Source organism: Ahrensia marina (assembly GCF_042140245.1).
Taxonomy (GTDB): domain Bacteria; phylum Pseudomonadota; class Alphaproteobacteria; order Rhizobiales; family MH13; genus MH13.
The window spans coordinates 2,327,955-2,354,665 of record NZ_CP159483.1; the positions used below are offsets into that span (position 1 = coordinate 2,327,955).

The window sequence follows — 26,711 nt, forward strand, 5'->3', positions numbered from 1 at the left end:
AGATACTCGCCAACGTTTAACCTAGAGAGCCGTTGCGGGCCCTGCCAGCGCAAAGTTGTGGCATGTCTTGCTGAGGACGTTACGGCACGCTGCATGGGAGGCATGCGACACTGGTGGTGGTGGAATCCGACGATAGCTGCCAGAAGAGAGGGCTCTCATAGTCTGGATTTCTTCGTGCCACTCGCCGGTATCGGTTTTAAGCTGCTGTCTGTGCTCGCCTTCACCTTCATGGTGACGGGCGTCAAAGTGCTGGGCGACAGCGTACCGGTAGGCCAAATCGTGTTCGCGCGCGCCTTCTTTGGACTGATCCCGCTGGCGATCATGATCCAGTACCAGCACACATGGTCATCGGCGTTGGCCACCAAACGGCCCATTGGTCACGTCGGTCGCGCGATCATTGGTGCCAGCGCTATGACGCTTTGGTTCATGGCCTTGTCTCGCCTGCCTTTGCCCGATGCGACGGCGATCAGCTTTGCGCAACCTTTGATCACAACCGCCCTTGCTGTGGTGATTTTGGGCGAGGTGGTGCGGCTCTACCGCTGGTCAGCTGTGGTCGTCGGGTTCCTGGGTGTTTTGGTGATTTTGTCGCCAAATCTGGGGTTAATCGGCGCTTTGGATGATCCTGACCGGTCGGTTGGTGCATTGCTTGCCCTTGGATCGGCAGGTTTTATGGCCTTGGCGCAGGTCTATGTGCGTCAGCTCATCAAGACGGAGTCCACCACGGCTGTGGTGTTTTATTTCTCGGCCATCACCAGCGTGTTTGCCTTGGCCACCTTGCCGTTTGGCTGGATCATGCCCGATGCAACGACCTGGGCCTTGCTGATTGGCCTTGGCCTTTTGGGTGGACTTGCTCAGATCCTCTTGACCCACAGCTTCCGTCTAGCACCGGCTTCCGTCATCGCGCCATTTGACTACACGGCCATGATCTTCGCCCTCATAGTTGGATACTTCCTGTTTGACGAGGTGCCAGGGCTTGCGGTGCTTGCTGGATCAGTGCTGGTTGTCGGGGCAGGGTTGTTTGTGATCTATCGCGAACACCAGATCGGCATTTCGCGCGAAGCGGCCTTGAAAGCACGCACGCCCAGCTGATCATCCGTTTTTGATCCGTTGGGACCCGTTATGGCCGATAAATCTCCGCGCAATGCCCAAAGCGAAGCCGAGGCGCTGGCCTTTTCCGGGCAGTTGGGCAAGACGATCCAGCGTCTGCGCAAGGCTTATAATCTGTCGCTGTCGGAGCTTTCCGAGCAGTCCGGCGTTGCCAAATCGATTATCAGCCAGATTGAGCGCAATGAGACAAACCCCACGCTAGCGACCATCTGGCGATTGTCGCAAGCCCTCGATGTTTCAATCGACCGGGTGCTTTCGGCGGCCCATGATGCTGATTTCGTTGAAGATATCCCACCCAACGATATGCCGGTTCTGACATCAGAAGATGGTAAGATGCAGCTGACCATTATCGGGTGGTCGAAAACGGTTGAGTGGCTGCAATGGTACGATGTTGCGGCTGAAACAGGTGCGGTGCTGGAATCGGAAGGGCATCAACGCGGTTCTATCGAGTGTCTGTCGGTGCTTTCTGGCACATTTGAGGTTGTTGCTGGCCAGGAAACACGTCGGGTGGAGGCTGGAGGTACAGTTCGCTATCGGTGCGACCGTCCCCACACCGTGCGGTGCTTGGAAGCTGGCACAGATGGCGCAAAAGGCCGCGCCACTATGGTCTGCATCCTCAAAGCAGCTGTGATGGAATAGTCAATATCATCGCACTGTTTGTTACAATACTTGTCTTGTCGACCAGCAAAAGCACTGCCACTCTTCTTCCCATAAGCGCCAAAAAAAGAAACGGGCGCATTAAGAGGGGTGGACTATGGGAAGGACGTCTCGAGCGTTTGCTTTAGCGTATGTGCTTGCCTTTTGTGTTTCGGGGTTAGCGACGCAAGCGCAGGCAGGTGGGTTTGCTCTGCGTGAGCAGTCTTCTTTTTACCAAGGAACATCATTCGCGGGCGCCGCGGCTGGCGCAACGCTGTCATCAATGTTTTGGAACCCGGCCGCCTTGGGCACAGTGGGTGATGGTTTCACCAATGAAGCGGTGTTCAGTTTTGTGGTGCCAACAAGCGATGTGACGGTGACCAACACTGTCGCGCCGCTTGCTATCACGCCAGGATTGCGCGGCGACATCGGTTTGGATGCGTTTATCCCAGGATCGTACGGCGCGTACCGGGTCAATGAGCGTTTGGCCCTCGGGTTTTCCGCGAATGGCCCTTTCGGTCTTGCCACCAAATTCCCAGTCAACGATCCGATCCGCAACGTTGCTGGCACAAGCGAGGTTTTCTCGCTCAATGTTGCACCAACGGTCGCGTACGAGGTTGCCGATGGGTTCACAGTCGCTCTGGGCGCACAAATTCAGTACATAGATGTGCGATACACCAGCAATTCCTTTGATTTGCGCGGGGATGATGTTGGCTTTGGCTTCACCGCTGGATTACTTTGGCGACCCCTAGAGGGGACATCGATTGGCTTGGGTTTCCGATCATCGGTGAGTAACACGCTCGAGGGCTCAGATACGGCAAACAATGTTCCGATCCGTATCGATAACTTCGACACACCTGAAATTGTCACGTTTAGCGTTGAGCAGCGCGTGACAGAGGCTTTTCGGGTCTCAGGAACCGTCGAATGGACAAACTGGAGCCGTGCCGAAACGTTTCCTGTCATTAACACCAACACCGGTGCACAGCACGTCGTGGGTGTCCCGATCAGCGTTGCCCTTGAGTACGATGACAGCTGGTACTTTGCGCTTGGCGGGGAATACGACTATTCGGACGATCTGACGCTGCGGGCTGGCATCGGCTATGAACTCTCGCCCGTCGGTGATGCGGTGCGCAGCCTTCGTTTGCCCGATGATGACCGGCTTTGGTTATCGGCAGGCCTGTCTTACACGCCACGTGATCACATCCGTTTGGATGCTGGCTACAGCTACATTCATGTCGGGGAAACGAGCATTCCCAGCACATTCGCCAGCAATGGCGGTGTGAGCGCCACAGTTGATGCCGATGTGCACATCTTCACGCTCGGTGTGAACGTTGCACTGGAAGATGGGCTCGCGGGCTTGTTCGGCCACTGACGCCTAAAAGGCTCGGCCCAGAAGCCCGCCGTCGATAAGCAGGTTCTGGCCAGTGATGTAACCAGCATGGCTTGAGCACAGGAAGGCGCAGGCGGCGCCAAACTCGTCCGCTGTGCCGAAGCGCTTGGCTGGAATAGCGGCGATGGATCCAGCTTTGGTGTCTTCCAAGCTGTTTCCTGTGCGTTTGGCTTGCGCTTCTAAGTTCCCGCGCAGCCGATCCGTGTCCATTTTGCCCGGCAGGATGTTGTTGATGGTCACATTGTGAGCGGCTGCGTTTTTGGCAACACCGGCAACAAAGGCGGTCAGGCCAGCGCGCGCGCCGGACGACACATCCAGCCCTGGGATTGGTGCGAGAACCGATGACGATGTGATGTTGACGATCCGGCCAAAGCCTCGTTCCTTCATGCCGGGCAGGGCGCGTTGGACGAGCATGATGGGCGTGATCATATTTTGCTCAACGCCGTTCATGATGGATTGGCTGTCTAAGTCTTCGAACGCCTTGAGCGGTGGACCACCATTGTTGTTGACCAGAATGTCCGGGTTGGCGCAGGCAGCGAACAGCGCATCTTGGCCTTCTTGTGTGCCAATATCCTTGGCCACGATCTTCACTTCGGGCGCACCCAGTTTTTTGAGCGCGTGTGCCTCGGAGTCCAGCTTCGCGGCGTCGCGGCCATTGATAACCAGATTGCAGCCTGCTTTGGCCAGATGTTCTGCGCATCCCAAGCCCAGTCCGCGGCTGGAGGCGCCAACAATGGCCCATTTTCCGGCGATGTGAAGGTCCATGAAATCTGTGTCTTTCGTGTTGGGTGTTTGCCCGTTGATGGCGGGTTTTACGACCTTTGGTCAAGGCGGAACGGCCATGCTGTGTCACAAAAGTGACAACAGAATCCCCCAAAGACAGCGCAGGTAGAGTGCCTACTGGTCTTGGCAATCGGAACGGCCTATGTACTGGCCAGCAGGCCCCAGACGCGCTGGGGTTTCCGCGTTGACCGCCCAACGGGCAAGAAGGGATTGCACGATGAGCAATCAACCCGGCAAGCCGGAACTCACAACAGGTTCTCAACCCCCCTCTGGTGGGCTTGGCGATGCGCCGGATGCGAAAAAGTTTCGCACGCTTTTCCTTTCTGATGTTCATCTGGGCTCGCGGGGCTGCCAGGCGCATTTGCTTCTAGATTTTATGCGCTTTCACGATGCGGACACCATCTATCTGGTCGGCGACATCGTTGATGGCTGGCGGTTGAAGAAACGCTGGCATTGGCCACAAGCGCACAATGACGTGGTGCAGAAACTTCTGCGCAAAGGCCGCAAGGGCTCGCGCATTGTCTATCTGCCGGGCAATCACGACGAGTTTCTGCGTGATTATCTTGGAATGCAGATGGGCGGTATCGAGATCGTGGATACCGCAATCCATGAAGCCGCCGATGGCCGCCGCTTTTTGGTGGTCCATGGCGACCAGTATGATGTGGTGGTGCGGCATGCCAAATGGCTCGCCTTCCTGGGCGACTGGGCCTACAATTTTGCATTGTGGACCAACATTTACGTGAACCTTGTGCGCCGCCGGATGGGCTTTGACTATTGGTCGTTGTCGGCTTGGGCGAAGAACAAGGTGAAAAATGCGGTGTCCTTTATCGGACGGTATGAGGAAACCTTGAGCCACGAGGCTGGGAAGGCTGACGTGGATGGCGTGATCTGTGGTCACATTCATCATGCGACCATGCAAGATGTTGGCGGGATCGCTTACGTCAACACAGGCGACTGGGTGGAGAGCTGTACCGCTGTCGGCGAAAACGAAGATGGGTCGTTTGAGTTGATAAAATGGACACGCCTCAGTGCCGCCGGCGAAGCGGAACTGCGGGCCGCCAAGGCCAAACCTGAAAACGTGGCCGATGACCCAGCCCAGGTGCTCGCATTCGATCCCCAGGCGTCCTCCCGCGATGATGATGACCGCTCGGCAGCAGCCTAGGCTCCTGGTTTCACCCTTGCCGCACCATGTTTGAGTTCAACGCTTCCAATCCCGCGCGCGCTTTGATCGTGTCGGATGCGTGGCATCCGCAGATCAACGGCGTGGTGCGCACCATTGAATGGATGGTGAAAGAAGCGCCGAAATTTGGCGTGGATCTCCAAGTGCTTGGCCCGGCGCGCTTTCGCACCATGGCGATGCCGAGCTATCCTGAAATCCGATTGGCTTTGGCACATCCGCGCTCGATCCGCCGCGCCATCCGAGCGGAGGAGCCACGGGCGATCCATATCGCCACAGAAGGTCCGCTGGGCACCGTTGCACGACGCTTCTGCATCAAGCATGGCCTTGGTTTCACGACCAGCTATCATACCCGGTTTCCAGAGTATTTGGCTGCGCGCCTACCAATCCCGGAAAGCTGGAGCTACGCGTACATGCGCCGCTTCCACAACGCAGCGACCGGGGTGATGGTGGCGACGCCCAGTCTGGAAGACGAGTTGCGCGGGCGAGGGTTCAACAATCTGGTGCGCTGGTCGCGGGGCGTTGATCTTGATCGCTACTATCCGCGCCCGGCGGTGGAACTGCCTTATCCTGGACCGATCTTTGTCTATGTGGGGCGCGTCGCAGTGGAGAAGAATTTGGAGGCTTTTCTTGATCTTGATCTTCCTGGCACCAAGCTCATCGTTGGTGGCGGGCCAGCGCTGGAAACGTTGAAAGCTCAATATAGTGACGCCGTGTTTGTTGGACCCAAATTAGGGGAGGAATTGGCGCAGTATTATGCAGGCAGCGATGTCTTCGTGTTCCCAAGCCTCACCGATACGTTTGGCATTGTGCTCTTGGAGGCATTGGCATCTGGGCTTCCTGTGGCAGCGTTCCCAATCACCGGTCCGATTGATGTGATCACCGACCCAAAAGTCGGTGTGCTGTCCCATGATCTGCGGGAGGCTTGCTTGGCAGCACTGACTCTCAATCGGGATGATTGTGCGGCGTTTGCGCAAAATTACAGTTGGCATGAGAGCGCCAAAGCGTTCTTTAAGCACCTCTATCCGCTCAAGGCTGATTGGAGTGTGCCGGACTATGATCACTGATACCGCGACACTGTCGCTCGACGCTATTAAGGCAGCGCAAAACCGGATTGCTGGTGAAGCGGTTGTGACGCCGCTTATCAACAATGCTTATCTTGATGAGGTTGTTGGCGGGCGTGTCTTTTTGAAATGCGAGAACCTGCAGCGCACTGGCTCTTTCAAGTTCCGTGGCGCCTACAATGCGATTGCTTCGATGAGCGCCGACGAGCGCGCCAACGGCATTGTTGCGGTTTCCTCCGGCAATCACGCTCAAGGCATCGCAGAATCTGCTCGCATGTTTGGGGTACCGGCCACCATCATCATGCCATCCAGCGCGCCAGCGATAAAAACGAAGCGTGTGCGTCGTCTCGGCGCCAAGGTTGTGCCCTATGATCGGGCTGTCGACGACCGCGACAGCTTTGCGCGCGACCTGGTTGAAGAGACCGGTGCTGAGTTCGTGCGCCCCTATGATGATGTACGTGTGATGGCCGGGCAGGGGACTGTGGGCCTGGAAACGGTTTCTCAGCTGGGCGCGCTTGGCTTGAGCGCAGATATTGGGCTCGTTTGCACAGGAGGCGGTGGTTTGTGTGCAGGTGTTTCAACCGTTTGGCGTGATGCCTTTCCTGCCATCGATATCTTTGCGGTTGAACCAGAGGGATATGACGACACGGTGCGCTCGCTCGCCAGTGGTCAGCGTGAAGCCAACATGCCTGGCGCCTCATCGATTTGCGATGCCATTTTGACCGACCGACCAGGGGAGCTGACCTTTCCAATCAATGTTGCCAACCAGGTGCGCGGACTTGCCGTTAGCGATGACGAAGTGCTGGACGCGGTGGCGTTTGCCCTGCGCGAGCTCAAGCTGGTGGTGGAGGCAGGGGGTGCAGTGAGCCTCGCTGCGCTGCTGGCAGGTAAGATTGATCTTGAAGGGCAAGTGGCGCTTGCGGTGCTGTCGGGTGGCAATGCTGATCCAGCTGTTCTGGCCCGGGCTTTGCAGCGTTAGACTGGTCTCGTGTTACGAGAAGAGGGCAATGCGCTCTTCATCTGTATAGGGCACCGGCTCTGCTGCGTCCGCCGCGGTGTTGGCCTTGTCGGCTTCGGCCTCGTTCTGGTCGTTCAGTTCAGCGGCCTGCTCTTCGGCAACGGCGGTTTCCAGCGCATTGAGGGCATCATCAAGCACGGACTCGTCGGCGTCCACTTTGTCCACCGAGAGGGTGTCAGCGTCCTCGACTGCCTCAGGTTCTGCCACTTCGCTGAACGCGTCCGCTTCATGGCCCACATCCAACTCATCAAATCCGAACTCATCGACATCAAAAATGTCTTGAGCAGCGGCACTTGTATCGGTTTGGCTTGTTAACGCGCGTGGCTCGTCGGCACCTCCAGAGCCGGTGTCGACAAACATATCGGCCGCCGCGGCATCAACGGCAAAGTCATCAGGCATGTTGACCAGCACTTTGCGATCATCACGCGGTGATTGCACCTCCGAGGCGCCGTCGCCTGCATCATCCCAAGGCCCGCGCTGGCCCATGTCCGGTCCGTCAAAGTCGAGCGCTTCAACATCAAAAATATCAGGTGGGGCCGAGGCTTTGCTCAGGGCATCATTGATCAGAGCGTCTTCTGATGGCTTTCGCAGGATTTCAGCATCGTGGAGTTCCACGACAACCTCATCGGTGATGATGTCAACATCATCGGATGCTTTCTCATCCTCGTCCTTGATGCTGTCCGTGGCAGCGTCGGCGCTCTCGATGTCAGAGATTGGATCGGGCTCCGCCAGTTGCTCTGGCTCGGCTTGGGTGTCCGGCTCTGCTTGGGCATCCGGCTCGGCCTGGACGTCAAAGACGTCTGGCGCTGGGGTGTCAAACTCAATCTCGTCGGCTGCTTCTGCAACTTCGGAGCTTTCATCAACGACCGCGCCAGCGTCGAAGGCTTCTGCCTCAGATTCTTCTGTGGCCGCTGCGTTGTTTGCCTCAACAGCTTCGCCACCAAACAGGGCGTCCACATCGTCTTGCTCAATACCTTCGCCTTCAAGCCCGGGGCCATGCAGCAAGTGCGCATCGGCGCGTTTATCGCCCTCTTGATAGGCTTCAGAGGCTTCTATTTCAGTGTTAGGCTCGGAGGAAGCGGATGCTTTTGGCGCGCTTTGATCTGCGGTGTCCTGCGAGGACAAGCCGAGAATTTCCATCATCGCCGAAACGCGTTTTTCGACGTAGCCAACCAAACGCACGACCTTGCTTGAGCGTTGGCCTGTTAAATCCTGGAAGGAGCAGGCTGTGTAGACATCGATGATTTTGCTTTCGATGATGTCGCACTGCGTTTCATTGGCCCCCTCTTCACGCAGGGTCCAAAGCACTTCCTGGATCTTTTCAGCTGCCTCCAGAATTTCGCCGGTCGCCGTCTCGGTTTGGGTGACAATGGCCTCAAGCTCTTCGGTGGCTGAGTTGAAATGATCTTTGTCGTCGCCTTGACCACCAAGCTCTTGTACTTCGCGCTTTACCTGGGTGATGGCTTCAGCCAGATCAATCACATTGTGGCTGATAAGCGCGACAGATGTGTCGCCGCCGGTGTCGGCGGAGCTGATGCGATCTTCCAAGCGTTCCAGCGCGTTGAGGACGGTTTGCGTGTCGGTGTTGCGGTTGCGACGTGCGTATTCTTTTAGGAACCAGCGGCCGCGCTCGGTTTCCATCACAGCATCGGCGATGGCCTCATAGTCAGCTTCACTGATCGGTGCGTTGGCAGACACCGTTGTGCTTGCGCTTGATTCAGGCATACCATTGGTGGAGGCCACGCGTGCGTCGCCTTCATCACCATCTTGACTCATGGTCGCCAGCGGCGTTTCGCTCATGGTCTGTCCCGTGGCCCCAAAGACCCTGCGATGCAGCGTGACAGCTGCACTGCAGAATCTACCCCCATTCAATCGCCGGTACGAGCCCTCGTCACGGCGGTTCACGTTCCTTTTGTCTGCCCAAACCGATCAAGGTTCCGCGCCCAAACCAGCGAATCGGAGCCTTGCCCTCACAGTGTAAGGTCTCACTTCGTGCAGCCACTAGCCCCCATTGCAACCCAAGCTGGTCACCAAAGGGTTACCGTCGCGGCTTTGTTCGCAGCTTATTTCGCTGGATTCGGTGTCTTTTTGCCGTTTTTTCCCGTCTGGCTGGACTGGTTGGGTTTTTCGGCAGGCTGGATCGCCGTTTTGGTGTCGGTGCCTCTGATCGTTCGTGTTGTGACGACGAGTGCAGTTACAGATCGCGCCGAGCGCTTCGACGATCCGCGAAAGCCGCTTCTTGGCCTGTCGATTGCCGCAACGTTGGTGTTTTCGCTGTTGCCGCTGGCGACGCTTGTTCCCTCGCTTTCTGGTCTTTTTTCAACACCCTGGATGATCCTGGTGGTCGTTGCGATTATGGCCGTTGGATGGAATGCGTTGCTGCCGCTTAGCGATGCCTTGGGTATTCAACTGTCGCGGCAGTCTGGTGTTGATTATGGCCGTGTGCGCGTTTGGGGTTCGATTGCTTTCGTTGCAGCCAGCTTTGCTGCTGGGGCGGTTATTGAGCGTTACGGCAATGGAACCATTCCGTGGATGGTGCTCGCGACATTTGCTGCGATTGTGCTGGTGTGCGCTTCTCTACCGTCCAGTTTTGTGCAACCTAAAATAGAAAATCCGACAGCAAAAAACGCCGGAACCTCGCCAAAACTGCGCTCAGGCTGGGTGTTTTTTCTGCGCCGTAAGGGAGCGATGAGTGTTTTCATCGGTGCCGGGTTGATGCAGGCAAGTCATGCTTTGCTGTACGGGTTCGGCAGCCTGTCATGGGCATCGCAGGGGTTTTCAGAAACCGCTATTGGGCTGCTTTGGGCATTCAGTGTGGTGTGCGAGATCATTTTGTTTGCGATCTCTGCGCCGATCATTGCCAAGCTCGGTGCGCGGGGCTTGCTTATCCTTGGAGGCATCGGTGCGACGGTGAGATGGGTGATTTTTGCCTTCTCACCCGATTTGGCGTTCACGGCTGCCTTGCAGATCCTACACGGGTTCTCCTTCGGCATGACCCATTTGGCGCTGATCAGCTATATTCAAAGGCGGGCGCGTCCCCGTGAATTGCGCGCCGCTCAAGGCGTGTACGGCGTTGTCTCCGGTGCGTTGATGGCAGTGGCAACTCTGTCAGCTGGGCCGCTATATGAGGCTTTCGGCGCGATGGCGTATCTTGTGATGGGGGCAATGACAGCGCTTGGCGTTGTCGTTATCTTCATCGACCGGTTGCGGATACCAGGTGGTGTCGTCCCTCAACCCAAATGCTAGGCGCTGGTCGCCTAGCCCCACAAGGCATGGCTTGGTGGCTGTAAGATGCTGCCGTTGAACTGAAGGGCCGGGTCGCGGTCTTCGGCCAGCAACAAAGGCGCATCGAGATCAACATAGTCGGCATCATGGGCCAGCAGCGTGCCCGGGGCCATGGCGAGCGATGATCCCATCATGCAGCCGACGAAAATGCCAAGACCAGCAGCTTTGGCCTCGGCTTTCAGTGCTAGTGCTTCGGTCAGACCGCCGGTTTTGTCGAGCTTGATGTTGATGACATCGTAGAGCCTGGCCAGGTGGGACAAACCTTCTCGGTCATGCGCGCTTTCGTCGGCGCAGATTGGAACGGTATGTGGACGGTCGGCAAGGATAGCGTCTTTGCCTGCCGGTAGGGGTTGTTCAACCAGCGCAATTCCGAGCTCTGCTGCCAGATCCATCCAGGTCCAGAGGTTTTCTGGCGCCCAGGCCTCGTTGGCGTCAACGATCACTTTCGCATCACCGGCATGGCCGCAGACCGCACGCATGCGGTCAGGATCACCATCGCCACCAAGCTTGACCTTCAACAGAGGGCGGTTGCGATGGTCGTACGCCACGCGTGCCATCTCATCAGGCGTATCAAGGCTGATGGTGTAGGCGGTTTCGAGCGGCTGAACAGCAGGCACTCGGGCCAATTCATGAACGGGCTTGCCAGTGCGCTTGGCCTCCAAGTCCCATAGGGCGCAGTCCACCGCATTGCGCGCGGCACCGGCGGGAAGCAGCTCCTGGAGGGCTTCGCGGGTGAGGCCCTGCTCAAGTCTGTCGCGAAGGGCTTCAATTTGCGCCGTGACGCTCTCAACGCTCTCGTCGTAGCGTGCATAGGGTGTGCACTCGCCCCGCCCAACATGCTCACCATCTTTCAGCGTGACGGTGACCACATGCGCGTGGGTGCGCGACCCTCGTGCAATCGAGAACAGCCCACGGATGCGAAATGCATCATCATCAATATGGAGGGATATCATGGTGTTGGCGTCATATCCTGAAGAGGTGCGATGAGGCTTTCAACACCGAAACGCACCGGGTCTGTGGCCGGCAAACCATGCGCGTCAGAGAGTTCGCTGAGGAGTGCTTTGGCTGCTGCTCCATCAAGTGCAGCGGTGTTCACCGCCAGGCCGGTGCAACGGATAGTTGGATTGGTGAGTTTGCCCATGGCGATTGTCGCCTCGATCACCTCTTGGATGCTGGGCAAAGGTGTTGTCACGCCGCGCATGGTTGTGCGGGTTGGCTCATGACACACGATAAAAGCGTCGGGTTGCGAACCGTGTAACAGGCCAAGCGACACGCCGGCGAAAGATGGGTGAAACAGCGAGCCCTGACCTTCAATGACATCCCAATGATCGGCATCGTTGGCCGGAGAAATCCACTCCGCAGCGCCTGAAATAAAGTCGGCCACGACCGAATCGATGGCCAATCCACGCCCTGAGATAAGCACGCCGGTTTGGCCGGTGGCGCGAAAACTGGCTTTCATCCCTTTCGCGCTCATCCCCTGCTCTAGAGCAAGGGCGGTGTATTTCTTACCCACTGAGCAATCGGTACCAACGGCGAGAACCCGCATGCCACTACGCTTTGTACCTTTGCCGGTGGCAAGGTCTTGTTCCACATGGCGGACATTGTGGAGTGTCGCGCCTTTGGCGGCGGCTGCCTGGGCAATGGCAGGGACGTCTTGCAAACGGGCATGCAGACCGCTGGCAATATCAAGCCCCGCATGAATGGCTTCCACGATGCTAGTCACCCAATGATCTGGTAGAACGCCGCCAGCGTTTACCGCGCCGATGACCATGGTTTTCGCCCCATTTTCAACACCTTGGGCGATATTCATGTCTTGCAGGCCCGTGTCGGCTTGGCATCCTTCCAAGCGCACTTGGCCGACACACCAGTCGCGGCGCCAATCCACAACGCCGGTTGCGGTTTTTGCCGCGAGTGCATCAGGCACATCGCCAAGAAAAAGAAGGTAGGGTTTTTGCAGTTCAGCCATAAAGTCGCGCCCGCACAAATGTTACAAAAGGAGAAGGACATCCTCACGTCGCATATTTTGTCACGGTGCGAAATGGGCTTTGCGCATAGCGGTTCTGCGTGGCACTTATAGGCCCTTGTTTGAGTGATCTGGCAGCCTTTGCGTGACAGCAACCGACGCCCTTTGGTCTGGGCCCCCAACCGATGTTCCTTTTGCCAAGCGTGGCGGTGATGCTCCGCGTGCAGCTGAAGTGTTGCGTGATGGTAATGGCCTATCCGTTCATGGTGATTGGATCAGGCCGTGCGTGCGCACCGTGCTGATGGATGCCGGTTTTGCAAACGCTGCGCAGTGGGCCGATGAACACTCCACGGACGCGCCAATCAAAGTCGATGCGTCCGGTCTCGGTCAGTTGGACACATTGGGATGCTTGGCGCTTGCAGACCTTGAAAAAGAGCTTGCTGCATCAGGCCAGTCCGTTGAGCTGGTTAATCTGTCCGCCGATAAGCGCGACCTCTATGAGGTCGTGCGCGAGCGAGCAGATGTTCGCCGTCCTGATAGCCCGCGTTTTGGTCTGGATGCTGCCGTTGCCGCCTTTGGGCGTGGTGTTGCCGCTACATGGGATGATATGCTCGGCGTTGTGGGCATGCTCGGCTTGGTGTTGAGCTCCGTTGGGCAGACTCTGATCAATCCTTCTCGCTGGCGGTTCAATGCGTTTGTAACGCAGCTTGATAAAAGCGCGTTTCGCGCCGTGCCAATCATTCTGCTCATTCAGTTTGTTATTGGCGGGATTGTCGCTCAGCAGAGCGCCTACCAGTTGCGTTTCTTCGGTGCGGAGATTTTCACGGTCAATCTGGTGGCCATTTTGGTGCTGCGTGAGATGGGTGTGCTGATATCGGCCATTATGGTCGCCGGTCGCACAGGGTCTGCCTACACCGCCGAAATTGGCGCGATGCGTATGCGCGAAGAGGTCGATGCCATGCGGGTCATCGGTCTTGATCCGGTGGATGTGTTGGTGGTGCCGCGCATCATGGGCCTGGTCGTGGCCCTGCCGCTGCTTACCATCATTGCCAATGCCGCCGCGCTTCTTGGTGGCATGCTAACCCTTTGGGCTTACTCGGGAATCAGCCCAGTGGTATTCATTGACCGGATGCATGACAGCGTTCTGGTTGAGACGGTCATGGTCGGTCTTATCAAGGCGCCGTTTATGGCGCTGGCTATTGGCTGCATTGCCTGTATGGAGGGTTTCCGGGTGAGCGGAAGCACTGAGTCGCTGGGTCGACGGGTGACGGCGGCGGTGGTGAAATCCATTTTCGCAGTCATCGTGCTTGATGGTGTTTTTGCCATCTATTTCGCCTCGGTAAACTATTAGAGGCTGGTATGGCAGTGCACGATATTCAGAACACGGCATCAACGCGCGAGTCGATTATCGACGTGCGCGGACTTGAGGTCGGGTTTGGCGATGTGACGGTGCTCAAAGACCTTGATCTCACGGTCTATCGCGGAGAGATTTTGGGGTTTGTTGGCGCGTCCGGTACCGGCAAGTCGGTGTTGTTGCGCGCTATTTTGGGTCTCAACCAAAAGCGAGCTGGCACAATCGATGTGTTTGGCGAGCCCTATTCGCAGATGGATGAACGCGAGCGGGTGCATGTGGAAGAACGATTGGGTGTTCTGTTCCAACATGGCGCGCTTTTTTCTGCGCTTAATGTCATCCAAAACGTCCAGGTGCCGATGCGAGAGCACTGGCGTCTTGATAAGCCGATGATGGACCGGTTGGCAGCGGTGAAGCTTTCCATGGTCGGGTTGCCGGAAGATGCTGCACTCAAGGCGCCATCTGAGCTTTCAGGTGGGATGATCAAACGTGCAGCGCTTGCGCGTGCTTTGGCTCTGGACCCAGATGTCGTCTTTCTCGATGAGCCGACCTCGGGCCTAGATCCGCTCGGCGCAGCTGCGTTCGACGAGTTGATTTCGGATCTGCGCTCCGCCCTTGGTCTGACCGTTTTTATGGTGACACATGATCTCGATAGCCTCTTCTCCGTTTGCGACCGGGTGGCGGTTCTTGGCAACCAAAAGGTGCTGACTGTTGGGCCAGTTGAAGAGGTGCGCCGGTTTGATCACCCATGGGTACAGGACTATTTCAACACCGGCCGCGCGGTGGGTAGAGGCTCTCCGGCCGCTACTCGGTTGGAATAGGGCAGCAATGCGCAGTCAAAATGCAACGGTTGGTCGAAAAGTGCAGCGTTTCCAGCGTCAAAGCTGTGATGACGCTTTGCTCGCTTTGGTTGCCACGGTAAGGCCCTAATTCATGGAAACTCGAGCCAACCATATTGTGATCGGCCTGTTTGCCTTGGCAGTTATCGCTGCGGGCATGGCGTTCATCTATTGGGTCGCCGAAATTGGCGGTCAGGACAACACCGCTGAGGTGATTTTTCAGTTCAACGGGCCCGTAAACGGCCTCAGCGCTGGCAGCCCTGTGCTCTTCAACGGCATCCAGGTTGGTGAAGTGCGCACCCTGTCACTCAACCCAAACAACCCGCAGGAAGCGCTCGCGCTTGCGGTTGTGGAAGGCGACACACCCATTCGCTCTGATACCGACGCATCTTTGGGCATCACCGGCATCACCGGTACCGCTTTTGTTGCTTTGCGCGGTGGGTCGATGGATGAACCCGCTGTTCTTGACCCCACCACACCGGTGATCATCGAGGCGCAGGTCTCAGCGGTCCAGGATTTGATTGATGGTGCGCGCAACGTTCTTGGCCGTGCTGATGATGCCATGCAGACGATTGAGAACTTTCTTCTCGTCAACGAGCCGTTCCTGACCCAGACCATCGCTGACATCAACGAAGTCACCAGTGCGGTGGCCTCACAGTCTGACAACATCGAACTGCTGATGGAGGGCGTTGGGTCGATTGCCAGCGAGATATCGGGGCTTTCCGGTCGATTGGAAGGGATTATCTCCGGCTCAGAACAATTGATCGCAGCGGTTGATCCGGAAAGCGTGAGCGAAGTGGTCGAGAATGTGCGCGTTGCCTCCACCGAGTTTCGTGGCATTGGCGAAGATGCGCGCACCTTAATGGCTCGCGGCGAGGTTGTTTTCGACAATTTGGAAGCCTCATCCGGCACGCTGGTTGAGACGCTCGATACAGTTCAAGCTGTGGTGGAAGCCGTTGATCCGGCAGTCATTTCCCAGTCGGTGGCGGATGTGCGTGCGTTCACTGCGCAGTTGCCCGAAGCAGGAGAACGCGTTGACGCAGTGCTGGCCGGTGCCCAAGAGGCAACGGAGAGTGTCACGGCCTTCACCTCAAGCTTGGAAGACAATGCTGAGCAAGTGGATGCGATTTTTGAAGACGCGGTGGTGATCGCCGATCGGCTTGAGGTTGCCTCACGACGGATCGATGGACTTCTGGCCTCTGTTGATGGGTTGCTGGGTGAAGACGAAACCCAAGGCTTGATCGCCGATGCACGCGAAGCGGCGCGGGCCTTGCGCAATGTCGCTGTCTCATTTGAAGGCCGTTCGGATGAAATCGCAGCTGGATTGGCACGCTTTACCGGCCCTGGCTTGCGTGATGCTGAGGCTTTGATCGGCGATGGGCGCCGTGTTCTGAACCGGTTGGAGCGTGTGGTGACGTCGATTGAGCGTAACCCGCAGCAATTCATTTTTGGTGGTGATCGTGCCCCTGAATACTCGCCGCAAAGGCGGTGAGGCGATGATTGATAGACAAATCAAGGCTGTAGTAGGCTGGTGCGCCAAGCTGGGACGTGTGAGTAGAGTGCTATGAGCAATGTAGGGCGTAAAATCGGGGGCAAGCGGCTGCCATTGATTGGCAGTGTTTGTGCTGCCTTACTGCTGGCTGGATGTTCCACACTGGGCCTGGAGGCCGCGCCACGTATCTATGACTTGCGCGCTCCAGCCTCCATTGATGTTGGCAACAGCCGCACCAGCCGCCAGCTTTTGGTAGCTGAGCCTGCGGCGGTTCGTTTTTACGCCACAGACCGGATTGTGGTGCGCGACAGTGCTGCCACTCTTGCCTATTTCCCCGGCGCCTCCTGGTCGGATGCTTTGCCAGACTTGCTTCAGGCCCGCTTTGCCGAGGCCATTGAGCGGACTGGCCGCGCGCGCGCCGTGGGGCGTCCAGGGCAGGGACTCCTGATCGATATCCGTCTGGTGCCTGAAATTCGCTCGTTTGAGATCGCGATCGCCGATGGCGGTCAAGCCAATGCTGTGATCGATATCGCGCTAAAAATCATGAACGATGCCAATGGCCGCATTCTGGCTGGCCAGACATTTGCTGCCACGGTGCCCGCAGCCAGCGATGGCGTTGAGGATGGCGTTGAGGCGCTGAACACAGCGCTCGATGCGCTCTTGCGTGAGATGGTGGTTTTCGTTCTCGACGCGGTTTGAGGCGACCTCTTCTTTTAGCCCCTCTAAGACAATAGAAAAAGCCGTCGGCCAGGGTTCTGGTCGACGGCTTTCTTGTTTTTTGTTTGTCGCAGTTTTAGCTGCCGAAGCGACCCAAGGCCTGACCAAGAACCGTGTAAAGGCGGCCCTGATCGGACATCAACAGGGTGCGGGTTTCTGACCGGCTTGCGCGCCGTGATGCCATCTCACGCAGTGTCGCTTCAAACGATGTCAGGTGCTCCTGCGCAGCATTGCGCAGATCGGTATCGCGGCCAATCTGGCGACGGATATCGTCAAAAACCTGCTGACCGTTCAACGTATAGATGCGACGAGAGAAGCTCGCTTTGTTGCCTGACAGGTAGCTGTCCCACTGTTGCGCGTAGGCACGCTCGTCCAACGCATCGGCAAGCTGATCGTGGATCTCTTGCAGTGGACCATCCTTGCCTTCGTCGCTTGAAGCGCGGCGCAGCAGGTCGCTGATCCAACCACCTGATGGTGCATCACCATTGTTGTTGGATGCTGGTGCCGGTGTTGCAGGAGGTGCAACGGCAGGGGAGACCGCTTGGCGGACATCTTCCATGCTGCGGGCGATGTCATCGTCCACGCGCTGATCCTCCAGGCTTATGGCACTGGGGGCTTCTGCAAGCTGTGCGCTACCCCGTGAGGAGGCGATGGCAGGCGCTGGAGCAGGGGCCTGAAGCTGACGGGAGGACGCATCACGGGCATTGCCTTCGTCAGACACCAAGCTGGAGAGCTCTTTGAGTGCTGCCACCTGCTCATTGACCACCTGACGGAGCGCCGATGCACTTTCGCGGGCCTCTTCGGGCAGTTCAAAGACGCCTCGACGGATGTCGGCACGGGTCGTGGCCAGTTCAGAGCTCAGATCGCTCGTCATGCGGCGCATATCTTCGATGGAAGAATGGAACGCTGAGACAGCGGTTTCCAAACCACCTTGAAGCTCGCGCGCAACCTCTTCCTGAGTGGTCCGCACGATGTCGCTGGCCTTGGCGCTCTCACTGCTGGCTGTTTCGCGCAGATTGTTGAACTGCGCGATCACGCCTTTGGCGGCGTCATCGGCCGCCAAAGAAAGAGCCGAGGCGAGGGCGGCTGCGCGTTCCTCAGCATCGATAAGTGTTGATGCCAAGCGCTCTGAGGTCAGCTGCAGAGCCTGCTCAGCACGGTTGGTGCGGTCAGCGATGTTTTCGCTGATCGTGTCCATCTGGGTGACCTGTGTTCCAACAGAACCTTCCAGTTTCTCGGTCGTGCGCAAGATGGCCTGTGAGGCACCCGAAAGCGAGCGACCATGGACATCGAAGCGATCAGACAGGTCAACGATGGAGCTCAAAACCTCAGTTGAGATGCCGCTGAGGGCTTCAAGCTGCTTTTCAAGCGCGTCTGAGGTTGTCGCCGTGTCGTTGCTAATGGATTGAACAGAGGTGCTGAAGCGAGCGATCTTCTCTTGAAGAACCTCACCCATCGACCCGAGTGTGACAGCGGACTTGTTGAGCAGTTCCTCAATGGAGCTGTTCACCGACCCAATCTGGCCGGTCAGTTCCTGCAGATCCTGGTTCAGCAGGTTGCGTGCACGGGCAAGGTTAGAGGAGGCGTCGCGTGTGCGCTCTTCCAGCGTTGTGTCCATAAGCTGGGTTGCCGCTTCAACTGACTGGTTGAAAGCGCTGGTGCGTGTATCGAGGGCACCGAGCAGCGAGTGACCGCGGCTGTTGAGCACCGTTTCGATGGACTCGGTTGCTGCCGTGATGCTTGCACTGAGAGTGGAAGCCCGGTCGTCAAGAACACCAGACAGCTCTTTGGAGCGGCTGTCGAGAACGGTGCCGAGTTGGTTGGTGGCCGATTGCAGGCTTTGTGCCAGTGTATCGGTCTGGCCAGCAAGCGTGTCGACCATCTCGCGTTCGCGTTCTTCAACGCTGCTCTGCAAGGACTGTGTTGCCGAATGGATGGAGCGAGCAAACTCGCTCGTCCGGCTTTCCAAGGCACCAACAAGGGCTTGGCCACGGTCGTCGAGAATGGATTCCATCGCCGTTGTTTGACCTGCAAGGGCCTCTCGCAGCGCATCGGCGCGCTCAGCCAGTTGTTGGCTGGCTGTGATGGTTTCATCGTGCGCCGCCGAGCGAACATTGGCCGCGGCAGCCACCAAGGCATTGGTGGCCGAGCCGACCTGAACCTCAAAGCCTTCAAGGGCGCTGGTTGCTTCGCTGCTTAGCGTCTCACCGAAGCTGTTGGCACGATCCGACACCATCGCTTCGAGAGCATCGCCCTGCGCTTTGATGGTTTGAGAAACTTCCATAACCCGGTCGCCAAGCAACTGATTGATGTCAGCCACGCGGCCAGCCATCAGATCGGTGAGGTTGTTGGTCTGCTCATTGACGGTCTCACCAACGGCTTCGATGCGGGCTGTGATCGCGCGCTCGATATCATCACGACCGCTGACAAAGGCCTGCGCCACTTCGCGGGTGCGTTCGATAAGTGTCTCGGAGATTTCGCGGCCACGGTTGGAAAGGGCGCCATCGAGCTGATCGGCTCGCTCCACGAACGTAGTGGTTGCGTCTTCAATGCGCTGGTTGACCTTGACGTCGAAGGCCGAAAGGCGCTCGTCCACGGTGGTTTCAAGCTGAACTGTGCGCATCTGAAGGGCGCTCGACAGGCTTTCAATCTGCTCACGCAATTGATTGTCGATCGCTTCAGCACGCGTGGTCAGGTCACCACCAACGGCGCTCATAGCATCTGTGAGGCCCTGAGTGCGGTTGTCGATGGTGCTGACAAGGTTCGATGTTGCTTGATCCACCTGCGTTGCCAGGCTGGAGGTGGTGCCTTCAACGCGGTTCACAAGGTTGGTGGTTGTCTCATTGACATGGCTTGCCAGGTTGGTGGCAGCTTGATCGATGCGACCAGTGATACCGCTTGAGGTTTCCTCAACCTGGTTGGTGAGGTTGGTCGTGCTCTCATCAACGCGGATGACGAGGCCGATGGCGGTCTGGTCGACACGGTTGACCAGCCCTGTTGCGGTTTTTTCAAGCTGCTCAACAAAGCCGTCAGCGGTATCCACCACACGGTTGTTGAGTTCGCCGGCAATGCCAATAATCCGCTCTTCGGTGCTGCCAGTAACCTCTTGAAGCGACTGCATCAGCGTGTCCGAGCGCTCATTAAGGGCGTCGATCAGGCCAGTGGTGCGGCTGTCCATGGCTTCCAGATAGCCGGTGGTATCAGTGCTGATGCGCTCGACCAGCGTATCGGAGAGCGCATTCATCCGGCTCTCAACGCCCGAGTTGGCTTCGGTCAAAACGCTCATGAACCGCTGTGTGCGGTCGTTCAGCGTTTCCAGATATTCGCGCGTGGAGGTGTTGATGTGCTCGGAGATAACGGCCGAGCGCTCACCCAACACCGCGCTGGCTTCAGCGGCTGCACGGTCGATGCTCTCCTCAAGTGCGGTGCGCTGGTTGAGGAAGGAGGCCTCGATGGCACCAGAACGGTCCGCCAGTGCCAGATCAATGGACTGAGCTTTGTCGTCCAGCAGCGCGCGGATGGCGTGCGCGCGGGTTTGCATCTGCTCATCCAGAGCAACGGTGCGGTCATCCAGGGCAGAAACCAGCGCGTCGCTGTCTGATTTGAGAATGTTTGCATATTCTTCAGCGCGTTGCGTGAAGGCCAGGCCAAGGTTTTCACCTTGCTCCAGAACGATCTGCACGACGCGTTCACCAACGGCCTGCACATTGTCGGTCAGGTTGCCAGTGCCTGATTTGATGAGGTCTTCAACCGCGTCACGGCCCTGGGCCATGCGCATATCGACCAGATCGAGATCACGCATAATGCTCGACTGGATGGTTGCGCTGGTGTCGTCGGCGGTTTTCCGCAGCTCTTCCAGTTTCGCGTCAACGGAGGAGATAAGAGATTGAGCGGAAAGCTCAAATCCGTCGCGCAGTTCAACACCGCGCTCCACAACGGCATCATGCAAACGCTCGGCGGATGCCTCCATGCGCTGGGCGAGGGCGCCACCTTGTTCGGTGATGCTGTCAGAGATTTGTGTTCCCGCATCATCCAGCTTGGCGGTGATGGCCGTGCCACGCAACTCCATGTCGATGAGCAACGAGTCCGCAGTTGTCTTGAGCGTCGTTGTGACGTCTTCGGCACGCGCGGCAAAGTTCTCGGTCACCGAGTGGCTGGTTTCTTCCAGTTCGCGCGTCACATTGCTGCCGCGCTGTTCAAACTCGCTCACAATAGCATTGGTCGTGTCTGCCAGATCGGCGGAAATTGTGGCCGAGCGATCTTTGAGAACAGTATCAACTTCTGCTGATTTTTCAGTGATTTCGCGGACAATGTCGCCGCCGATGATGGCCAACTTGTCGCTGACATCAAGCCCGGTTGAGGACAGCTGTTCCACCAAGCGATCACCGTGCGACTGCAGGGTGTCACTCATGGTTTCACCGGCCTGTGACAGGGCATTTGTGATTTGCGAGGCTTTGTCGGCCAGACTGTGTGCAACGGTTGCGCCGGTTTCAGCCAATGATTGGGTCAGGGCGTCGGATGCGGTGAGCAGATCAGCGTTCAAACGATCGTGTGAGGAGGAGATCGCTTCGCGAACTTTCTCGGCGTTGAGAAGAATGTCCTGACGCTCGCTGGTCAGTTGGCCCAAAAGCGTGCGCAGTTTGGTTTCGTTGTCAGAGTAGGCCCGTTCCAGATTGGAAACCTCGCCTTGAACCATCGATTCAAGTTCGCCAGCACGGGCGAGGGCCCGTTCCACGCCGTCGCCCATGGCTGCGACTTCGCGGCGGATGGCTTGGCTGACCGACAACACTTGCTCTTTGGCCAGTTCATCAGGCTGCGCGATCCGCATTGTGACGTTGGCCATGGACTTGGCAACGATGCGCATTTCCGCCGCTCGGTACACCATGAAGGCGATGGTGAAGAACAGCAGAACGGGTGCAAGTGCGGCGACCGTGTAGGCGATGAACCCTGGTGAGGTCAGGGTTGTTCCGTCAGAGAACAGGCCGCCAAAGCTTGTGCCGAACACCGATGGCGCAAGTGCTAGGGCGATGCCAACCCACAAGGCGCTGGCGATGGTGGCAAACAGGTAGGGCGTGTTGGCTGGGCGGCGTTGCAGCTCATAGACAAGCGCGCTGGTGGCACGGCGGTCGTCATTGGCAGGTGCGCGACGTTCGCGCAGGCGTTGATCTTCGGCGCGCTCGCGAGCCGATGGCACATCTTCCTGGGCTGGCGGCGTAGCCAGCGGGTCACCAAGAACATCGTCAGCGCGCGGCATAACGGCCGAGCCTTTGTTGGAAGATGCTTTGGTCGATTCTTGATCCTTATCGTCCGCAGAACCGTCAAAGCCGTCGTCTGCAAAGTCGATGGCCAAGGCCTCTTCGACTGCATCGAGCGCTGCTTTGTTCGCTTCGGAAGGTTTCTTCGCCATTGATACGCCTCACGCTTTTTGGGCATTCCTTTGTCCGTTCGCACCCAATGCCGGGCGCACGGACAGCCACACTTGCCCACAATTGAGCGGACAAACTATTCCTTTGACCGTTCAAATTGAAGACACTTGCGTCGCTTTGTTAGCAATTTGTTCATCATAGTTAATGTCGCCGGATTTAGGACAGGAGCCCATCTGGCCGTTAACGCCGATGAAAGGGCGATGGCATTAGGTTGACGTTCGGATTGGGTACGGGCTGGCAAGCAATGCGTGTCAGACAAGGGACAAGATGATGGGCGCACAACAGGTGCCACAGCCAATTGGAGTTGGCGGACAAACCGCGGATGGAGATCTGGGCCAGTCGGCGAAGCTTCTCGATTTGGTTCACTTGAGCTGCCAGACTTTTGGCGATGCGGACCTTGAGCGCGACGTCTTGCGCCTCTTCCTTGATCAAGCTGAGAGCACAGGGCGTGCCTTGCGGGCCACATCCAGCGCGGTTGAGCGTGGCCGTCTATATCACTTGGTGAAGGGCAGTGCGCGCGGTGTTGGCGCGTTCCAACTGGCGGCTTTGGCGCAGGCTGGCGAAAATCAGCCGCATGATGATGCGAACCTTGCTGGCACACTCAGCGCTATTGAAGCCGTTTCAAACCGTGTAAGCGAGCTTTTGGCCTCTTAACGGCTTGGTCCTGCGACATTGCAACCTAAATGAACCTGCTGTTGAAGCTATTGTTGCGCTTCACAAGGTAAGGTGCCCTTTGCTAGGAGGCGCCATCTTCTTGCGCCTGAGTGAACGCTCAACAGGTGCGGCGCCCACGGACAGGCAGGTTTATGATCAAAATTACATTCATCGAACACAATGGAACGCAGCACGAGGTTGAGGCTCAAGAAGGCTCAACCGTGATGGAGGCTGCTGTAATGAACGGAGTGCCCGGCATTGAAGCGAGCTGCGGCGGAGCCTGCGCTTGCGCGACCTGTCATGTTTACGTCGATCCCGCTTGGAAAGAGACAACGGGCAGTCCTGAAGTCATGGAAGAGGACATGTTGGACCTCGCCTATGAGATCCGCGATGAAAGCCGTTTGTCGTGCCAATTGCGCGTGACGCCTGCTTTCAACGGCCTTGTCGTGCGCGTACCAGAGTTCCAAGCTTAAGCACTTTTTTCCCCTGAACGCATGGGGCATTGGATGTTCATGGGTCTGAAACACGGGTGGCTCGGCAAAGCTCGGGCACCCGTGCATTCTGCCGTTTTTTTGCCTAATCCGACCCCTAGCGGCGGTCGCCTGCTGAGCTTACCCCACCGGTTTTCGCCAGGATGTCTTGATGGCAACGTCGGTTCAGCGCATTGTTGCTGAGGATACACGTCTCGTTTACCAACGCACGATGTCCTCATCGAACCCGCAAACGAAACTGGGTGTTTTTTGACCGCTGTTCTTTCATCCTTTCGCTTGCGCCATTGCATGGCCGTTTTAGTGGCGCTGTGCACCGGGTTTTGGGCGGGTGGTACGGGCTATGCCGGGCCTGCCGAGGTGAGTTTTTTGCAGACCTTGGAAGGGCGCTGGACTGGGCAAGGCCGAGCAGCCACCACACGCGGTGAAACGCCAGTGATCTGTGAGGTGGAAAGCCAGATGCAGGCGGCTGCGCGCATTTCGTTCCGCGCAGACTGTCGAACTCAAGGTCAGTCCGGTAGCATCGGCATGTCGCTCTATTTCAGCGATATGACCCAGCAGTTTCACGGAGAGCTCACCAGCCCGCTCAATTACATCAGTGGCGGACTAAATGGCCGTCTGTCGCGTGGCGACTTGTTTTTGCGCCTATCGGCCGACGATGGTTCGGAAGGCCGGCTCCTTCTGGTCGCGCAAAGTTCCAATCAGGTTCGGCTTCTGGTGACCACGATTGTTGATGGCGCCAACATCACTGTGTTCGACCTGCCTTTGGCCCGCACCGGTTAGCCGTCGGTTTTCTTATCGTTTGATCCGCCAAGCCCGGCGATGCCTTTGGTAACTTCGCTCAAGGTCGGCCCATTGCCTGCTATGTGCGGCATGGGCCGTGTAACAGCGATGGCAGCGATGCCAACACGTGCGGTGAGCAGCCCATTGATCACACCTTCACCAAGGCGCGTGGAAAGCCGTGCCGCAAGTGAGTGACCCAAAACTTGCGAAACAAGTCCCTCCGTTGCCGCAATGCCGCCGGTAATGGCCAGATGGGCCATCATATGACGCCCAAGCTTCAGTGCGCCAAGCAGGCCTGGTCGGGCGCCATAGAGCTGGGCGACCTGTCGGGTTAGCGTGACGCATTGAAACGCGACCATCGCGATATCGACCAGCGCGCGAGGAGAGAGTGCTGTGACCAGCGAAACGCGCCTTGCCGATGTGGAGACCAGCCGCACCGCTTCACGATCAAGCGGTTCCATCAGCGTTTCTTCGGCGATGACGATCAAGTCCTGCGCGTCCAACACGCCGACGCGTTGTTGCTCAAAGGTTGCGCGGCCTTGGGCGGTGTTTGGGTGCCTGCGGTAGATGGCGGTGACCTGATCTATCGCTTTGCGGGCCGCTAGCGCATCTTCCTCGTCGTAGGCCTGTTGAAAGCTTTCACGCAGATCATCGAGCTTTTCTAAGCGCATGACGGCCCGCGTTTCCTTGGCGATGAAACCCAGCAGGCCAAGCGCTGCCAAAACAAGCAAGCCCAGAGCCACCCATCCAAGTGCTGGTTGTCGTTCCAGCAGGGTGCGCACCAGGTTTTCTGCCCAAAGCGTGATGCCGAGCACCGCCAACCCGGCCAAGCCAGAGCCAAACAGCGCCAGCCACTTGAACCCACGTGATGATGGTACGGCCTGGCTTTCGGCACTGCTTGGCGGTTCGGTGAACATCGGCGCTTCGCTCTCCACGTCAACAGAGGTGAGTTCAAGAACCTGAGGTTTGCGGGTTTTGGTCATTGAGAAAGGCCTAGGCTAGCTTGTCGCTAAGAAGAAACTGCAACAGCCGGTCAAGCCTGATGTGCGGCAGGCCAGGTTTTGCGGTTGGTCGGGTATCGAGCTTGGGTGGGCGAAAACGCACGAAGCGCAGCGGGTAGGTTTTCGCGGTTGGCCCCATCAGTTTAGCGGGGTCGGCGGGTAGATCGCCGGGGAAGATTGCCACCTCGCGTTCGCCATCAAAGGTCTGGCCATTGATGGTTTCGCCTTTCATAGGCACGCCTGCCACCGCGCCTATGGTGTCGTTGCCCGTTTTCGCGCTGGCTTCACGGGTTGCCCGTACCGAGGCAATGGCCATGGTTTCGACTTTTGCTCCTGAGAAGAGCGCCTTCTTGCGCGCATCATTGACCAAATGGTCGAGAACGGCCTCCAACTGATCGTGCTGGGTGTGGTGCAGATGGTCGGCTTTTGTGGCAGCAAACACGATCTTGTCGATGCGTGGTCCAAACAGTTTGGAGAGGATCGAGTTTTCGCCTGCTTTGAAGCAAGAGAGAATGGCCGATAGCGCGTCGCGTAGATCGCTCAGTGCGCTGGGCCCAGCATTGATGGCTGCCAGGGTGTCAACCAGAACGATCTGCCTGTCCAGGCGCGCGAAATGGTTGATGAAGAACGGTTTGACCACCACGCGTTTGTAGGCCTCAAAACGATGCTCCATAGCTGCGTAGAGGCTGTTCTTGGCTGGCTTGCCATTGAGAGGTGGATCAAGCGGGACAAAGGTGAGGGCTGGTGAGCCCTCCAGTTCACCAGGCATCAAGAAGCGTCCTGGTGGCAACATGGAGAGCGCGTTCTCGCTTTCTTTGCAGGCGCGCAAATACTGGGTGTAGAGCTCTGCCAGACGCGCTGCTTGTGGCTCATCAAGCGCCTTTGCACCGTCTACCCGGCGCATGGCATCCAAAAAGGGCTGTGCGAGAGCCTTGCGCTCCGGGTCGCGTGCTCGGGTTAGAGCTTCGCGGGAGAAGGTTTCATAGTCTTGATCGAGCAATGGCAAGTCCAGCAGCCATTCGCCGGGATAATCCACCAAATCAAGGTGCAGGCTTGTGCGCCCTAGGGTGCGGGCGAGTGCAGAGTTTGGTTCAAAACGCAACGTGAGCCGCAGCTCTGAAATCTGCCGCGTGGAGTTTGGCCAGGTCCGGTTGTGCAGCAAATCATGGACATGGTCTTCCAGCGCAAAGCGGGCGACATCATCATCGGGCTGCTGTGTGAGGCTTGCGCCGATCAAACGGCCTGATCGGGATGCTTGAAGGGCAGGTAGGTGGCCGCCGTGCAGTAGGGCATGGACCAGCGATGTGAGAAACACCGTTTTGCCTGCCCGAGAAAGCCCCGTGATCCCAATGCGCACGCTAGGTGTGGCCAAGTCAGCGGCGCTGCTGACCAAGCTTTGTGCGCCGAGGCGAACATCATCAAGAACGGTGAGATTGGGCAAGAAAAGACGGTCCGGGCAACTGGTCTGGGTCACTGACTGACCCTTGAGCGACCTTCATATTTGCTTGGATGGGGGCGATTGCAAGCGCCAGGTTCC

21 protein-coding genes are annotated in these 26,711 nt (G+C 57.7%); 14 read left to right on the forward strand and 7 right to left on the reverse strand.

The window, feature by feature from the left end; all coding sequences use genetic code 11:
- The first annotated feature begins 174 nt into the window (after positions 1-174).
- The 3 genes from ABWH92_RS11330 to ABWH92_RS11340 all read left to right on the forward strand — a co-directional run bounded on the left by ABWH92_RS11330 (position 175) and on the right by ABWH92_RS11340 (position 3,115).
- Positions 175-1,089, forward strand: coding sequence for a DMT family transporter (locus ABWH92_RS11330; RefSeq protein ID WP_375568407.1), 915 nt, complete (start codon positions 175-177; stop codon positions 1,087-1,089).
- A 30-nt stretch (positions 1,090-1,119) separates the two neighbouring features.
- Entirely contained in the window at positions 1,120-1,746 is a 627-nt protein-coding gene (locus ABWH92_RS11335; protein ID WP_375568409.1) for a helix-turn-helix domain-containing protein, read from the forward strand.
- A 115-nt stretch (positions 1,747-1,861) separates the two neighbouring features.
- Positions 1,862-3,115, forward strand: a complete 1,254-nt coding sequence (locus ABWH92_RS11340) for an OmpP1/FadL family transporter (RefSeq protein WP_375568411.1) — start codon at positions 1,862-1,864, stop codon at positions 3,113-3,115.
- A gap of 3 nt (positions 3,116-3,118) precedes the next feature.
- Here ABWH92_RS11340 and ABWH92_RS11345 read toward each other — a convergent pair whose 3' ends face one another.
- Positions 3,119-3,898 carry an SDR family oxidoreductase gene (locus ABWH92_RS11345; RefSeq protein ID WP_375568413.1) on the reverse strand — a complete coding sequence of 260 codons (780 nt, stop codon included), beginning with the start codon at positions 3,896-3,898 and terminating at the stop codon, positions 3,119-3,121.
- Between the two features lie 235 nt (positions 3,899-4,133).
- Between ABWH92_RS11345 and ABWH92_RS11350 the strand changes: the two genes are divergently transcribed.
- The 3 genes from ABWH92_RS11350 to ABWH92_RS11360 are packed head-to-tail and all read left to right on the forward strand — an operon-like array spanning position 4,134 to position 7,136.
- Positions 4,134-5,078, forward strand: a complete 945-nt coding sequence (locus ABWH92_RS11350) for a UDP-2,3-diacylglucosamine diphosphatase (protein WP_375568415.1) — start codon at positions 4,134-4,136, stop codon at positions 5,076-5,078.
- A 26-nt stretch (positions 5,079-5,104) separates the two neighbouring features.
- Entirely contained in the window at positions 5,105-6,160 is a 1,056-nt protein-coding gene (locus ABWH92_RS11355) for a glycosyltransferase family 4 protein (protein ID WP_375568417.1), read from the forward strand.
- On the forward strand, positions 6,150-7,136 hold the full coding sequence (locus ABWH92_RS11360) for a threonine/serine dehydratase (protein ID WP_375568419.1): 987 nt from the start codon (positions 6,150-6,152) through the stop codon (positions 7,134-7,136). Before ABWH92_RS11355 ends, ABWH92_RS11360 begins: the two co-directional genes overlap by 11 nt.
- Positions 7,137-7,148: 12 nt before the next feature.
- Here the strand turns inward: ABWH92_RS11360 and ABWH92_RS11365 are convergent, their stop codons facing one another.
- Positions 7,149-8,975 (reverse strand): hypothetical protein, encoded by a 1,827-nt coding sequence (locus tag ABWH92_RS11365; RefSeq protein ID WP_375568421.1) that lies wholly within the window; start codon positions 8,973-8,975, stop codon positions 7,149-7,151.
- A gap of 192 nt (positions 8,976-9,167) precedes the next feature.
- Here ABWH92_RS11365 and ABWH92_RS11370 point away from each other — a divergent pair, with 192 nt between their 5' ends.
- Positions 9,168-10,421 carry an MFS transporter gene (locus tag ABWH92_RS11370; protein ID WP_375568423.1) on the forward strand — a complete coding sequence of 418 codons (1,254 nt, stop codon included), beginning with the start codon at positions 9,168-9,170 and terminating at the stop codon, positions 10,419-10,421.
- 11 nt (positions 10,422-10,432) lie between these two features.
- Here ABWH92_RS11370 and dgcA read toward each other — a convergent pair whose 3' ends face one another.
- Positions 10,433-11,413: an N-acetyl-D-Glu racemase DgcA gene (gene dgcA / locus ABWH92_RS11375; protein WP_375568425.1), complete on the reverse strand. Its 981-nt coding sequence runs from the start codon at positions 11,411-11,413 to the stop codon at positions 10,433-10,435.
- Complete coding sequence (dgcN, locus tag ABWH92_RS11380) at positions 11,410-12,426, reverse strand: N-acetyltransferase DgcN (RefSeq protein ID WP_375568427.1); 1,017 nt, start codon at positions 12,424-12,426, stop codon at positions 11,410-11,412. Before dgcN ends, dgcA begins: the two co-directional genes overlap by 4 nt.
- Positions 12,427-12,568: 142 nt before the next feature.
- Here dgcN and ABWH92_RS11385 point away from each other — a divergent pair, with 142 nt between their 5' ends.
- The 4 genes from ABWH92_RS11385 (at position 12,569) to ABWH92_RS11400 (ending at position 16,804) form a co-directional block, all read left to right on the forward strand.
- A complete protein-coding gene (locus tag ABWH92_RS11385; RefSeq protein ID WP_375568429.1) occupies positions 12,569-13,774 on the forward strand; it encodes an MlaE family ABC transporter permease in 1,206 nt (401 codons plus the stop codon).
- Positions 13,775-13,782: 8 nt separating this feature from the next.
- The gene (locus tag ABWH92_RS11390) at positions 13,783-14,595 is read left to right on the forward strand and encodes an ABC transporter ATP-binding protein (RefSeq protein WP_375568431.1); all 813 of its coding nucleotides are present in this window, start codon (positions 13,783-13,785) and stop codon (positions 14,593-14,595) included.
- A gap of 112 nt (positions 14,596-14,707) precedes the next feature.
- Positions 14,708-16,105, forward strand: coding sequence for an MlaD family protein (locus tag ABWH92_RS11395; protein ID WP_375568433.1), 1,398 nt, complete (start codon positions 14,708-14,710; stop codon positions 16,103-16,105).
- Positions 16,106-16,177: 72 nt separating this feature from the next.
- Entirely contained in the window at positions 16,178-16,804 is a 627-nt protein-coding gene (locus ABWH92_RS11400; RefSeq protein ID WP_375568435.1) for an ABC-type transport auxiliary lipoprotein family protein, read from the forward strand.
- 94 nt (positions 16,805-16,898) lie between these two features.
- On the opposite strand, the gene ABWH92_RS11405 is transcribed toward ABWH92_RS11400, so the two are convergent.
- Complete coding sequence (locus tag ABWH92_RS11405; RefSeq protein WP_375568437.1) at positions 16,899-22,229, reverse strand: hypothetical protein; 5,331 nt, start codon at positions 22,227-22,229, stop codon at positions 16,899-16,901.
- A gap of 286 nt (positions 22,230-22,515) precedes the next feature.
- Here ABWH92_RS11405 and ABWH92_RS11410 point away from each other — a divergent pair, with 286 nt between their 5' ends.
- The 3 genes from ABWH92_RS11410 to ABWH92_RS11420 all read left to right on the forward strand — a co-directional run bounded on the left by ABWH92_RS11410 (position 22,516) and on the right by ABWH92_RS11420 (position 24,173).
- Positions 22,516-22,902: a hypothetical protein gene (locus tag ABWH92_RS11410; protein ID WP_375568439.1), complete on the forward strand. Its 387-nt coding sequence runs from the start codon at positions 22,516-22,518 to the stop codon at positions 22,900-22,902.
- Between the two features lie 152 nt (positions 22,903-23,054).
- Entirely contained in the window at positions 23,055-23,375 is a 321-nt protein-coding gene (locus ABWH92_RS11415) for a 2Fe-2S iron-sulfur cluster-binding protein (protein WP_375568441.1), read from the forward strand.
- A 306-nt stretch (positions 23,376-23,681) separates the two neighbouring features.
- Positions 23,682-24,173 (forward strand): hypothetical protein, encoded by a 492-nt coding sequence (locus ABWH92_RS11420; RefSeq protein ID WP_375568443.1) that lies wholly within the window; start codon positions 23,682-23,684, stop codon positions 24,171-24,173.
- On the opposite strand, the gene ABWH92_RS11425 is transcribed toward ABWH92_RS11420, so the two are convergent.
- Together ABWH92_RS11425 and ABWH92_RS11430 are read right to left on the reverse strand one after the other, a co-directional pair.
- The gene (locus ABWH92_RS11425; protein WP_375568445.1) at positions 24,170-25,156 is read right to left on the reverse strand and encodes a YcjF family protein; all 987 of its coding nucleotides are present in this window, start codon (positions 25,154-25,156) and stop codon (positions 24,170-24,172) included. The two genes, ABWH92_RS11420 and ABWH92_RS11425, sit on opposite strands and share 4 nt — an antisense overlap.
- 10 nt (positions 25,157-25,166) lie before the next feature.
- Entirely contained in the window at positions 25,167-26,648 is a 1,482-nt protein-coding gene (locus ABWH92_RS11430; RefSeq protein WP_375568447.1) for a YcjX family protein, read from the reverse strand.
- Between the last annotated feature and the right edge of the window lie 63 nt (positions 26,649-26,711).